This is a genomic window from Bacillus xiamenensis, from assembly GCF_000300535.1.
GTDB classification, from domain to species: domain Bacteria; phylum Bacillota; class Bacilli; order Bacillales; family Bacillaceae; genus Bacillus; species Bacillus xiamenensis.
In genome coordinates this window covers 1-13528 of the sequence record NZ_AMSH01000078.1, presented here as the reverse complement: position 1 = coordinate 13528, position 13528 = coordinate 1, and the positions used below count along the sequence as shown (strand labels likewise).

Here is a 13528-nt window from a genome sequence, read left to right as displayed (position 1 = left end):
ACATATAATATGAAGCAGTTCACGCCCCTTCTTTCAGCGTGTATACACACCCTCGCATTCTTTGTCAGTCCTGCGTGCCGGTGCTCACGAATCTTAAATTCGCTCCGCTCCCGGTACTCGTCCTTCCTAGACTGCAAGGTTTTCAGGTCACGCTGAAAAGAAGACAAAGGGCTAAAATAAAGATCATTTTAGCCCCTTGTCCACAATCTTAAAGCAGGGCGCTCCCCTGCTTTTTGTGTTTGATTAAACGTTTGTTTAAGCTTCTCCTCTACTCTGATAAAGGTCCATTAATGCTTGAGCGGCTTTCGTTACATACCTTTCTTCCACATATGCAAACACAAGCGTGCGGGTTGGACATGACTCAATTGGTAAGTAGATCACTTGGCCTCTTTCCTCTTTTGCCACCATTTTCGGCACAACCGTCACGCCTAGTTCGTTTTTAACCAAGGCCTGAGCCGTTTGAATATGACTGGTTTCAAATGCAATCCTTGGCCGAAAGCCATGATGACGACACAGTTCTGTGACCACTTTCCGAAAGCCATACCCCTCCTTCAGCATAATGAATGGGACGCCTTCAAGAAGGTGAAACGGAACGGCTTCACCACCGATTCCTTTCTGGTCAGCTTGATGGATGATGTCGTTCAATTCCTTGCCTAACCAAGGTTCGGCAGCTTGCGGAACTGCGAGAAGGAGCGGCTCTGTCAGCATTTGTTTCGTTTTCAATTGTTCGTGCTCGACAGGCAGAGATAAAATAGCCAAATCCAATTTCCCAGCCAGCAAAAGCCTTTCTAGCTCACGAGGTGATTCTTCTATCAAATGAACGTGTACATGGGGATATGTTTTACAGAAGGTTTTTAATACACCCGGCAGGACATATCCTCCTGTGACAGCAGGTGCTCCGATCATCAGTTCTTTCCCTACCTCATAAGATGCTTCCTCCATCTCACGCAGCAAATCATTACGTTCCTTCAAAATGTTCTCAGCTCTTTTGATCAATCGAGTTCCTTGAGGTGTTGGGGTCACTTGTCCGTACTTCCGAATAAATAACGGCGTGTCTAATTTCTCTTCCAGCTTTTTAATTTGTTGACTTAAAGAAGGCTGGGCAATATGAAGGTTTTCCGCCGCTTTTGTGAAACTTTGCTGGCGGTACACTTCAATGACATATTCCATCATTCGTATATCCACTTTTCTCACCTCATAGGTTTTATCTATTCATATCATATCTTTTATGTCTTAGACAAATAACCGGAAGAATTCTACGATAAAGTAGACAACAAAAAGGGGGAAAAGGAATGAATCCATATTCTAAGGCCGAGACACAATTCTCACAAAATGCAGAGAACTACCGAGATTCACCCATATTTGCAGCAGGAGAAGAGCTAGAATGGATGAAAGTGATAGCAAATACGAAAGGTCATGAGCATTTACTTGATATCGGCAGCGGGGCAGGGCATACCGTTTTTTCCTTTTCAGACATCATCTCTAAAGGAATTGGCATTGATGTCACGCACAAAATGATCGAGGTGGCAGAAGCACTAGCAAAAGAACGCCATTTGGACCATATTACGTTTCAGCAGGCAGGAGCAGAAGCATTGCCTTTCTCAGAAGCATCATTTGACCTCGTGACATGCCGATTTGCTGCTCACCACTTTCCAAACCTCCGAGCGTCTATGTCTGAAATCAGCCGTGTCTTAAAAAAAGGCGGCAAATTTCTTCTTGTAGACCATTATGCACCTGAAAACCGAGCACAGGATGAATTTATTAACCACTTAAACCGATTGAGGGACCCTTCTCATGTTCGTGAAAGCTCGCTATCAGAATGGAAAGAGCTGTTCGCTGACAACCATCTGACTAAAGAAGATATTCACTACTGGGACCTGCAGATTGATTATCAGGACTGGATCAAGCGTGGACGTACACCAGAGAGTGTTCAAAAGGAGATCGTTTCCCATCTTCAAGCCGCAGACCCTGAAACGAAACAGCTGTTTCAACTTCAATTCGATGAATATCATCAGCCCACCTCCCTCTGCTTAAAAGCCGCACTCCTGCAAGGAATCAAACAGTGATGCTATAGAAAAAACACCTCCATGTTTTATTTCGGATCACAACGATCCGTTTTCAAACTTGAAGGTGTTTTTGATTTGTCTCATCTTATGGGGTCAGTCCCGTCCCCTAAACGGTAGACTTTTTATTTCGAGTATAAATCCCAGCCAAGTTTGAGTGTGTCGACAATATAATTGGCGACTTCCTCTGCCTCTAGATGATCTGTTTCAACTCTTGAGTTATGAAGGGCGTAAATTTCCCGGCGCTCTTCAAACAGCTCTTTCATCTCGTCAATCGTGCGGTTATGAAGAACAGGACGGTTTTCGATTAAAATATCCAACCGCTGCTTCCAATTCTCCCAAGATAAATCAAGGAAAAGAACCGTACAATGCTTCAAGCAGGCTCGTTTGATTTCTTCCTGTTTGAATGCACCGCCCCCTAGGGACACGATCTTCAGCTGAGTATGTTCACATAAATCGACGATATAATCCTTTTCAGCCTGCCTGAAGAAAGCTTCTCCTTTTTGCTGAAACATTTCTGGAATCGTCATGTTGTACTTTTTTTCAATCTCCTGATCGACATCAATAAAATCTCTATATAACTTTTTGGCAACCATCTGTCCAATGGTTGTTTTCCCAACACCCATAAAGCCAATGAGGACAATATTTCGCTGTCTCACAGGGATTTCTCTATTGTTTTTCATGTTCGTGACACGTCCTCCTTACGACAAGGAATGCTACATAATGTTTCTATTATATGATAAATGGGCTGTGAAAAGATAGGCATTCTTAAAAATTGTGTTTGACGACGTAACCGAGCTGTTCGGAGAGCTTCTGGGCATGCTCCTTCACTTTTTGTTGCAGCTGAGGAATGACGTCCTCGGTAAATCGATGGGTAGGTCCAGAGATGGATAAACATGCCTTCACCTCGCCATGAATGTTAAAGATCGGTGCCGCCACTGCCGCAGATCCGACCTCCCGTTCATCAATACTGCTAGCAGTATATGTCTTCAGAATATGCGCACATTCCTTTTGCCAGTCCTCCCTCGTCACGTGATCAGCCTCAGATGCAAACACTTGTTGCTGAAATTCTTCGCTTTGGAAGGCAAGCAGTACCTTTCCGCCGGCACCTGCGTATAACGGTAGCTTCTCGCCGATCTTGACAAGATGCCGAATAGATTGAAGGCCTTCCGCTTGTTCAATACATACCCTGCTTGTCTGATCCAGCACGTACAAGTTGACGGTTTCCTTTGTTTCGTCACGAAGTGTGTACATCAGCGGCTTTGCCAGTTCCCTCAATTTGATGGACTTCCCAGCAATGTAACCGAGAAGATACAGTCTTTGACCGAGCCGGTACTTCAGTGTATCTTGATTCTTTTCTACAAAATGATTCATTTCAAGTGCCTTGAGCAGTCTCGTCGTAGTAGACATTGCTAAATTCATCTCTTTTGAAATGTCCGTTAGCGTCAGCTCTTGACGTTCTTCGCTAAAACAATAAAGAATATCCAGAGCGCGCTGAACAGTACGCAGTCCTGATTCTTCTTTTACCTTCTTATCAGCCATGTTTACTTTCTCCTTTTCCCTTTTGATTTCTTATCGACATGAATGAGCAATTTTGCTATAATCCATTTTAAATGTTCCATTAAAAGAAAACAAATTCCATTAGACGGAATAAGATAAATAGATGGTTTTTGATGGAGGAGATATAGATATCATGATATACCTATTCATTTATACACTTCTTATTAGCTTATACATCGTTCATCAACTGTTCCCTGCTCCCATACTTTCCTATATTGTTGGTCTGCTGGCTGCTGCTTCGCTCACCATTTCGTTTAAGAAGGCTAATGGGCTTTATTTAAAAACAGGTGCTATGTTTCTCTTAATTGGCTTGGTATTATTCTTCTTGTCTGACCAGCCTTTTCACACGTTTTTTCTTCATTTTCATTCCATGCTAGGCTTGCTTTCTTTATTTTTCATGCTGCCATTTATTCATTCTCTCATACATGTTGGACATTTCGATACACAATTAAATAAACTGCTTACCCTGCATACAACGAGTACAAATCAGCTTTATCGCAAGAGTTCGTTCGTCACTCATATTCTTGGCATGTTTTTAAATATCGCAACCATTCCCTTGCTATATACATCCTTGAAACCGTCGCTGGACGCCCTGAAAGAGAAAGTTAAACAGCAGCTTTATACGCGAAACCTCTTAAGGTCATATGCGCTCTGTCTAAGCTGGAGTCCTGTTGAAGTGCTGGTGAGTGTCACCATTGATGCCACCCAATTGAAATATTATCAAATTGCACCCGTTACCTTTTGTTTAATGGTGGTTGTGCTGTTGACGGATTGGCTGCTCTTTTCTCGTCAAAGCAAGCGATTGCCAAACATCATCCATTCAGAAGAAACGCATACCAATCCTAAGAGAATCAAGCGAAAAACCCTTCAGCTCGCTTTCATGCTGCTAAGTTTTATCACAGTCGTCTCGCTTGTCGATGCCTGGATTGGAAAAGGTTATTTATTCGCTGTTGTGCTGACGATTATTCCATTTGCTTTACTCTTTTCAACGGTCATCAAAAAACGGAAACAATATGTCGCTGTCTCTGTTCCTCATTGGAAGGAGCGAACCCGTCAGCTCTCCAATTATATGTGTCTATTTTTAAGTGCTGGTTTCTTTGTCGATATGCTGCTCGCCACAAACAGTATGCAGCCGATTCAAGCATTTATTGTCAGTATATCAGACCATGCCATCTGGGTTTATTGTGTCATTGGGTTGTATTTTCTGATCACCGCTCTTTGCGGTTTTCACCCGCTCGTCTCACTCGCTTTGTTAGTGAGCATGCTGGCACCTGTCATCCATGAACTGCCTGCCCTTCCTATTGCCATCATGCTCATTATCGCTGGAACATCAACTGTTATGTTTAGTCCATTTAATGTTTCGGTCTCCCTATTAGCCGATTTGATGAAGGTCAATCCTTACCGTATCACTCGTTGGAATATCTGGTTTGCCGGCTTTTATATCAGTATGGGCATCGCATGTGCAACAGTCATCACCATGATCTTTTATTCATAGAAAAGAGAACTCATCTATCTAGGATGAGTTCTCTTTATGTTTGTCATTATGGTTTTAATTGAATGCGTTCAATCTTACCTACGATAAAGATGTACGACATCGCCCCGCCTAATGCTACCAGGCTGACAAATAAAATACCGCCGTTGTATGAGCCTGTCGCTGATACAATGAGTCCGATGATCAGCGGCGTGATGATGCCGGATAAATTAGCAAAAAAGTTAAATACGCCGCCAGCCAGTCCAACCATCTCTCTCGGAGCCACCTCAGACAGCATGGTCCATGAGATATTTGACAGCCCTTGTGCGAAGGAGGCGATGGATAAAATGGTCAGCACAAGTGGAATACTCGTTGTAAAATTCGCCAAAACAATCGTACTTGTCAGAAGCAAGCCGACCACAACGGGCAGCTTTCTCGCCACATTGACCGAGACACCCCTCTTGAGCAGCCAGTCAGAAACATAACCACCAAACAGTACCCCAAAGAATGCTGCGATGTATGGAAGAGATGCGGCAAAACCTACCTTAAGAAACGCCATATTTTTCGCTTCTGCTAAATAGGTCGGAAACCATGTTAAAAAGAAAAAGAGAGTGGACGCAACAGAAAATTGACCAATATAGAGTCCGATCAATTTACGATATTTTAAAAGAGCGGCAAAGTCTGCCCATTTCAGCTTCTCCTGTGATGCTACTGTCAGCCCTTCGCCTTGACGGATCAATTCTAACTCATCTTCATTAACCTTCGGATGTTCCTTCGGTTCGTGATAATACTTGTACCAAAAGAAAGCAAATATGATACCGAGCGCACCTGCAGTAATAAAGACGGTTCTCCAGTCGAAAGTCGTCATGATCCAAAAAAGAAGAGGTGTCGCAAATGCAAGACCCACATACTCTCCAGCGGTATAAACACCTGTAGCAAATGCCCGTTCTCGTCTTGGAAACCATGTTGTCACAATGCGGTTATTCGCAGGAAATGCAGGAGATTCTGTAATCCCAATAAACAAACGGCAGCCGAATAAAAAGGCAAAACTGTTCGCAAACGCCTGTAAACCTGTGAAAATAGACCAAGTAATAAGTGATATCCCATATGTTACCTTTGAGCCAAATTTATCGAGAATAAAACCGCCTGGTATTTGCATCGCGGTATATGTCCAGCTAAATGCCGAAAAGATTAATCCTAATAAAGCAGGATTTAACTGCAATGAAGATTGAATAGCAGGTGCAACAATGGACACACTGGCTCGATCAATATAATTAATAGCGGTAATAAAAAACAACAGAATCAATATACCAAAACGGGCTTTCGTTGGTTTCATATAATTGGGCTGCAATTCGTTCCCCTTCAGTTCTGAATGCACTTTCATAACCATCCTCCTTTGTTTCCGCAGCGTGCGGATCGGTTGAGCGTCTTAAATGACCCCTTTTTCTTCTAACTGTTTACATTCTTCTTCTGTTAAGCCAAGCATTTTCGTTAAAATCTCATAATTATGTTCACCTAAATCAGGCGCAATATGCCGGATACGACCAGGTGTTTTTTCAAACTTCGGAATGATGCCAGGTACTTTCACTTTGCCAAGACGAGGGTGATGCACCTCGACAATATTCTCTCGTGCTTTAAATTGCGGATGCTCAAAGATATCCCGAATGCTCAGGATCGGACTCACAGGCACGCCGTGTTTATCTAGAATGGCTAATACCTCATCCCTTGTTTTAGACGCAATCCATTGAGAGACGATAGCATCCATTTCATCGTTATGTTTCAGCCGGGCTGCATTCACAGAGAATTTCTCATTCTCTAGTAAATCTAACCGATTCATCGCCTCTGCCAAACGATTGAAGGTCGAATCCGTACTCGTCACAAGGACCAAATAATGCCCGTCCTTTGTTTCGTAAGTGCCGGCAGGACTTGAATGACCACTTAGACCTGGTGAACGCTCACGCACCTTTCCAAGCTTATCATATTCTGCAATCAAGAATTCTAGCATACGGAACACAGATTCATAGAGTGCCAAATCCACCATTTGCCCCGTTCCTTCTGGATGCGTATCCCGGTAATACATCGCTGTCACAGTAGCAAACGCCACATAGATTCCAGCAATGTAATCCGTGAGGGAAAAGGAAGGGCTGACTGGATGTCGATCTGGAAACCCTTGAATATATGTAAAGCCGCTAAACGCCGTCGCAGGTGTTCCAAACCCAGCCTTATCCTTAAACGGGCCGGTCTGCCCATAGCCCGATACTCGAATCATAATTAAACGAGGGTTGATTTCCTTTAATACATCGTACCCAACGTCCCATTTTTCAAGTGTTCCCGGACGAAAATTTTCAATAATGACATCAACCTGCGCTGCAAGCTTTTTAAAAATGTCTTTTGCTTCTTCTTTGTGCAGATCCAGTGTAAGTGATTTCTTATTCCTTGAGAGACCTGACCATCTCAGCGGTTCACCATCCGCAAAAGGACCGACATGCCGCAGCGTATCCCCTTTTCCAGGAATCTCAACTTTGATCACCTCCGCACCAAAATCGCCTAGAAGCACCGCGCCATAGGGTGCAGCAATCATTGTAGAGACGTCTAATATTTTGATTCCTTCAAGCGGTGTATTCTTATTCATTGCTTGACTCCCTTTCATTCAAGTGATAAAGGGCTAAAATGCTTCTTATTTTAGCCCTTGTCTTCTTTTTGAGTGACCCAGAAGCCCTAGGTGATTAGAAAGGTGAGCTCACGGGGTCAGATTTTTAGTCCTTCGGAAGCTGCCCTTGCGGTGTATAGAGCCAGATGAGCCATAACGGTTCATCCCCTGTATTCACATGCTGATGCGAGACACCGTCTGGAATAAACATAAAATCATTTTGCTTAAAGGACTGTTTTTCTCCATCGCAAATGACTTCGCCAGATCCTTTAATCACGTAATCAAATTCCTCTGATCCTGGATGATTGTGCACAGAACTTGCTTCTCCTGGCTCAAAAATAGTAAGACCTGCCATCATATGCTCCGATCCTACAGTATCTGGTGTAATGGTTTGAAACACCTTTCGAATCATTTGCTCTTCTGGATGATCTAAACCTAACCATAGTGGATTTCCATCTTTAAACGGGTTCAATACTTTAATTTTCATTGTTTATTCCTCCCTAGTTCTGTTTAATTCACACTGACATGTGAGCGTTTTGTATTTGGTGAATAAATATCATTAATATTCCAATGTCCATCGGTCGGCACAGGATCATTTTTCATTGCTACATCAATGACGCATGGTTCTTGAGATGCAATTGCTTCAGCCAATGCTTCTTTGAATTCAGAAGCGGCAGTGATTTTGATCCCCTTCATCCCATAACCTCTTGCAATGGCCGCAAAATCAGGAGAATAACTTTCTCCATCTTTTCTAAAAACAGTGCCGTATGTCGTTTCATAGTGCGCCATTTGCAAGCCGGCGATTGTCCCAAACGCACTGTTGTTCATCACAATCCATACAACAGGAATGTTTTCTTCCATGGCTGTTGCGAGAACGGATGGATTTTGACCGAATCCGCCATCACCGACGAGTGACACAACGACACGGTCAGGCTGAGCAATCTTTGCTCCAAGTGCGGCGGGAGCTCCAAATCCCATCGTCGCAAAACCACCTGGCGTTAAAATCGTCCCTGGTGTCAACACAGGAAATTGCTGCCCCACTCCATTTTTATTCCAGCCAACATCTGTTGTAATGAAGGCATCTGGCGGCAATATTTCCCGCACTTCCTGCAAAATACGCTGCGGCTTCATTGGGAAGGACTCGTCTTGAATATTCGTCAGATTGCTCTTTTGAAATTCATCACGGTATGCCGCAATTTCTTTTTTCAATTCAGGTCGATCCAGACCTTCTGGCAGTCTTTCTTTCGCCACACGATTTAGTACGGTCAGCGCCTGCTTGAGATCTGCTACAGCCCCAATTTCAACAGGATAGTTTCGTCCAATTTCATTCGGATCAATGTCAATATGAATGAGCTTGGTTGATGAGAAATTAAACGTATACTCCGATTCCCACGAACTTGCATCCGCTTCAGCAAAGCGAGTGCCTAAAGCCAATATATAGTCCGCCTCTTTACACTGATCATTGATAAATTTTGTTCCCCAAAAACCTGTCATCCCCAAGGTCATTGGATGATCATCCGGCATCGCCCCTTTCCCCATCAAAGAATGGGCAACAGGGATGCTCAAATGGTCAGAGAATGTCTTTAACTCTTCCGCGGCATCTGCTAGTAAAATGCCTCCCCCTACATATAAGAGCGGTTTTTCCGCCTGCAGCAATCGATCTAATATACGATTTGCTGTATGATCATCAATGGAAGGTTTTTCAATGGTGTGTGTATGATGCTCGATTTGTTCAAATAGGGACACATCTAAGTCTTTTGAGAACACATCCATCGGAACAGAAATCAGCACAGGACCGGGACGTCCGCTTTCAGCTAACTGAAATGCTTTTGATAATATCTCTGGAAATAATTCTGGAATGTCGACACGCCATGCCCTTTTCACAAACGGTCTATAAATTTCGTATTGAGAAGCATCGGAATGAAGATTGATTTCTTGGTGTGGGTGCTTTCCGTAGTAATGACTTGGGACATCCCCTGCAATGACAACCATTGGAATGGAATCAAGTGCTGCATTTGCGACACCTGTTGCCGCATTGGTGAGTCCAGGACCTAAATGACTGAGAACAACAGCCGTCTGTTTCTTTGCTCGTGCATAACCGTCTGCTGCATGTGCCGCTATCTGTTCATGTCTGACATTCACAAATTGAATACGGCTTTTTTCAAGTGCTGATAAAAAAGCAATATTCGTATGGCCACAGAGACCGAAAATATGCTCGACTCCCCGATTTTCTAAATACTGAATGACCTGTGTAGAAATATTCTTCTTCATGTTTCTCTCCTCTCACGGTGCAGCTATGAATCTGCTACTCACTTATTCTTTGAAAACACAACAGATAGAACGGTATTCAAATCTTGAATCGCTACTTGTCCGGGAGCTGAACTTTCTTTCCCCACGGCAAAGGTCATGACAGACCCAAACAGTCCACCAACCATTCTGGTGAAGGCCCCATGCTCTCCCATCGCCATCGAAATGACTGGAATCGACAGTCGTTTTTGCGCATAGTTGGTCGCCGAAAGCAGCTTTAATGCATCCTCATACGAATGCGGCATGACAGCGATCTTTGCGATGTCGGCGCCGACTGATTCTGCATTGGTGAATATTTGTACAAGGCGATCCACCTCAGGGGTACGATGGAAATCGTGATACGATACAATCAAGGTGATCCCATTCCTTTTAGCCGCCTGACTGACTTGCTGCATATGTGTCACATCATGCATCAACTCATAATCAATCGCGTCCACAAGCTGAGTGGAACAAAGCTCGACAAGCAGAGACACCTTCTCCTCTTCTGAGAGTGATATGCTTTCACCACCCTCCTTTTCAGAGCGGATGGTAAATAAAAATGGGATTTTATTTGCCTTTTCTACCATTCCTTTAAGGGTTTCTATTACTTGTTCCTTGTCATTGAGGTGTGTGAAAAAATCCGCTCGCCACTCAATCACATCCGGCTTCTTCTCGACTAACACCTCGACCTCATGAAACAATTCTTCCTTTGTTTGTCCTATTAGCGGTGTACAAATCATCGGCTGACTGACTGCCTGCACGTCTTTTAGCTTGTGCTGAAATGCATTCACATCCATCTGCTCCTTTTCATAGGCCATTTGGAAGCACGACCATTTTGCTTTCGGTCATCTCTTCGATGGCGAAACGCGGCCCTTCTCTTCCAATACCGCTTCGCTTAATTCCGCCATATGGCCAGTGATCAAGTCTAAAATTCGATGTCCCATTGATTACAACGCCGCCAGTTTCAAGCTCTTTTGCTGCGTGTAACGCAACATCCATCTGGTTCGTAAAGATGCCTGCTTGCAGACCATATCGACTATCGTTTGCTTCTTTGATGGCCTCATTCAGCTCCTCGTACGGGAGAACGCAGACAACTGGACCAAACACTTCTTCACAGACGACCTTGGCTTGTTTCGGCGGATTCAGCAAAATAGCTGGTGTGATGCTTGCTCCCTTTCTTAGCCCTCCAGATAAAAGCTGAGCACCCATTTTCTCTGCCTCTTGTATCCAAGCCTCAACACGCTTCGCTGCTTGTACATCCACCATACAGCCAATATCACTCTCACTAGACAGCGGATCTCCAACGACAAGCTGCTCCACTTTTTGTTTTAATGATTCAATAAATGACGGCAAAATGTGCTTGTGGACATAAATTCTTTGTACAGAAATACAGCTTTGACCAGAGTTGCTAAAGCCCGTCTTTGCACAAAGAGATGCGGCTTTCTCAATATCTGCATCATGATGAACAATCGTCGCTCCATTTCCTCCAAGCTCCAGCAGAACTTTTTTTAATCCAGCAGAGTTTGAAATATGCTCTCCGCCAGCCGCTCCGCCGGTAAAAGAGATCAGATTGGTTCTTTCATCAGTGACTAACTGTCTCCCTGCATCTACTCCCCCAATCACAAGCTGGAGGGCTTTCTCAGGAAATCCTGCTTCGAGCAGCAGTTTAACAAACGCTGTGGCAACAGCTGATGTTTGCGGTGCTGGCTTTAAAATAATGGCATTCCCTGCCGCAAAGGCTGGACCGACTTTGTGACAAATTAAGTTGAGCGGTGCATTAAAAGGGGTAATCGCCAGCACAACTCCAACCGGCACTTTAAATGTCATCGCCATGGCTTCCTGTCCACGGGAAGATACATTGCCAGGAATGGTCTCACCTATTAATCGATTGGCTTCTTGGGCTGACAGCGCCATCGTTTCAATTGATCGTGAGACTTCATCTCTTGTATATTTAAGCGGTTTGCCTAATTCTAAAGAAATAAGTTTTGCAAAATGCTCTTTTTGTTCTTCCAGCAAGGTGGCTGCTTTTGTTAGCAGCGTTGAGCGTTCTAATGCCGACATCCCTGCTATTTGTTTTTTAGCTTGCTGTGCAATAGAAAGTGCCTGTTCAATATCTTCTGATGATGCTAGATAGGATGCACCGATGATCTCCCCAGAGTATGGATTGATGATGTCTTCTTTGACATGATTTGCATCCAGCCATTCGCCGTTTATATATGACAACGCTTTCAATTCACTCAAATTCTCTCACCCTCCTTCAAGTGACGCGTTCCAACCCCCGCATAACGAACCAGTTTTTCTTCATTTGGACAAGGTCCTTTCACGAGGGCTCCCTTTGTCAGCTCTTCATATGCATGCGCCACGATGCCCATTCCTCTCGATAAGGAAAAGATGCCTTTTGCCGCTTCAGCTGGAATGCTTAATTCACATTGAATCGCAGCAGATACACCATCTATGTTCATCGTTATTTTTTTCCCTTTTAGTTGTTCAAGTTCATGTCTAATGGCCTCGGCTAACCGTAAATATGTTCCACTGATATGACCTTGCTGCACATATGACTGACTTAGCTCATATAACCGTCTCACCCTCGGATCATCATCATGCAGCTGGTGACCGATTCCTGGAATTTTTTCCTTGCGGGCTAACCACGTCTGACACACTTGCTTTGCAGCAGACTTGATATCCTTGTGATCATCGTAGACCGCTTTGGCCTCGTATAACATACGCATCGCCTTTTCACCGGCTCCGCCATGAATATCACCTAATAGATTCACCCCTGTTGCAACAGAGGAATTAAACGAAATGCCGCACGTAACTGCCATTCTGGCCGCTGCAATAGACGGTGCTCTTGGTCCATGGTCCGCACCTGCGACAAGAACACTTTCAAAAAGAGCCGCTTTCGAATCATCCAGTAATTCACCAACAAGCAGTAAATAGAGCATTTGCGGATACGACAATTCACCAATAAGCTCTTCAATTGGATACCCTCGAAGCTCAATTGAATTTTTCTCAATATGACTAATCTCCGTCTCCCACCAAGCGCCTCCTTCTTTGTATATTTCCAGCGCACTTCGATTTTTCATTGTGTGAATCATTCCTTTAGCCTCTTATTTGGAGATGAACCACTCCTTTTATTCCATACAGTGGAATTTGATTTCACTTTTTGGAATGTGACTTTATTGTAAGCGCATTCGTTTTTATCGTCAATCATTTTTTCTGAAAATACTGTCATTTGGCCAGAAATTAAGTGAATCGAACTAATTATTTCACCCATTTTTTATTCTATTATCCTTTATTTAGTCAAACAGACTTATGTAGATCGTTCTACTAATTTACTGAACCATTTTTCATTCCGCCTGTCAAATTCAGATGAAATTTCCACATAAAAAATCCTCTCCATTTCTGGAGAGGATTCCAGATTGTTGACAAAGGGCTAAAATGAGATTTATTTTCGCCCTTTGTCTTTTTTTTACAGTTATTGTAATTTTTTCTTTTTTA

12 protein-coding genes are annotated in these 13528 nt (G+C 43.5%); 2 read left to right on the top strand and 10 right to left on the bottom strand.

From position 1 onward, the window contains the following. Positions 1-255: 255 nt before the first annotated feature. Complete coding sequence (locus BA1_RS16960; protein ID WP_008361558.1) at positions 256-1173, bottom strand: LysR family transcriptional regulator; 918 nt, start codon at positions 1171-1173, stop codon at positions 256-258. A gap of 119 nt (positions 1174-1292) precedes the next feature. Here BA1_RS16960 and BA1_RS16955 point away from each other — a divergent pair, with 119 nt between their 5' ends. Next, positions 1293-2066, top strand: coding sequence for a class I SAM-dependent methyltransferase (locus BA1_RS16955; protein ID WP_008361557.1), 774 nt, complete (start codon positions 1293-1295; stop codon positions 2064-2066). 122 nt (positions 2067-2188) lie between these two features. On the opposite strand, the gene BA1_RS16950 is transcribed toward BA1_RS16955, so the two are convergent. After that, the gene (locus BA1_RS16950) at positions 2189-2746 is read right to left on the bottom strand and encodes a shikimate kinase (RefSeq protein ID WP_008361555.1); all 558 of its coding nucleotides are present in this window, start codon (positions 2744-2746) and stop codon (positions 2189-2191) included. An 85-nt stretch (positions 2747-2831) separates the two neighbouring features. Next, positions 2832-3605 (bottom strand): IclR family transcriptional regulator, encoded by a 774-nt coding sequence (locus BA1_RS16945; protein ID WP_008361553.1) that lies wholly within the window; start codon positions 3603-3605, stop codon positions 2832-2834. 151 nt (positions 3606-3756) lie between these two features. Between BA1_RS16945 and BA1_RS16940 the strand changes: the two genes are divergently transcribed. Beyond that, complete coding sequence (locus BA1_RS16940; protein WP_008361552.1) at positions 3757-5118, top strand: hypothetical protein; 1362 nt, start codon at positions 3757-3759, stop codon at positions 5116-5118. Between the two features lie 46 nt (positions 5119-5164). Here BA1_RS16940 and BA1_RS16935 read toward each other — a convergent pair whose 3' ends face one another. The 7 genes from BA1_RS16935 to BA1_RS16905 form a co-directional block, all read right to left on the bottom strand. Then, positions 5165-6478 (bottom strand): MFS transporter, encoded by a 1314-nt coding sequence (locus BA1_RS16935; RefSeq protein WP_008361550.1) that lies wholly within the window; start codon positions 6476-6478, stop codon positions 5165-5167. 45 nt (positions 6479-6523) lie between these two features. Next, the gene (locus BA1_RS16930) at positions 6524-7726 is read right to left on the bottom strand and encodes a CaiB/BaiF CoA transferase family protein (protein WP_008361548.1); all 1203 of its coding nucleotides are present in this window, start codon (positions 7724-7726) and stop codon (positions 6524-6526) included. A gap of 124 nt (positions 7727-7850) precedes the next feature. Further along, positions 7851-8231, bottom strand: coding sequence for a cupin domain-containing protein (locus BA1_RS16925; RefSeq protein WP_008361546.1), 381 nt, complete (start codon positions 8229-8231; stop codon positions 7851-7853). A 23-nt stretch (positions 8232-8254) separates the two neighbouring features. Beyond that, positions 8255-10015, bottom strand: a complete 1761-nt coding sequence (locus tag BA1_RS16920) for a thiamine pyrophosphate-binding protein (protein WP_008361544.1) — start codon at positions 10013-10015, stop codon at positions 8255-8257. Positions 10016-10053: 38 nt separating this feature from the next. Beyond that, positions 10054-10827, bottom strand: coding sequence for a type I 3-dehydroquinate dehydratase (aroD, locus tag BA1_RS16915; protein ID WP_034739890.1), 774 nt, complete (start codon positions 10825-10827; stop codon positions 10054-10056). A gap of 10 nt (positions 10828-10837) precedes the next feature. Next, on the bottom strand, positions 10838-12271 hold the full coding sequence (locus BA1_RS16910; RefSeq protein WP_008361540.1) for an aldehyde dehydrogenase family protein: 1434 nt from the start codon (positions 12269-12271) through the stop codon (positions 10838-10840). Continuing rightward, positions 12268-13125 (bottom strand): citryl-CoA lyase, encoded by an 858-nt coding sequence (locus BA1_RS16905; protein ID WP_008361538.1) that lies wholly within the window; start codon positions 13123-13125, stop codon positions 12268-12270. Before BA1_RS16905 ends, BA1_RS16910 begins: the two co-directional genes overlap by 4 nt. Between the last annotated feature and the right edge of the window lie 403 nt (positions 13126-13528).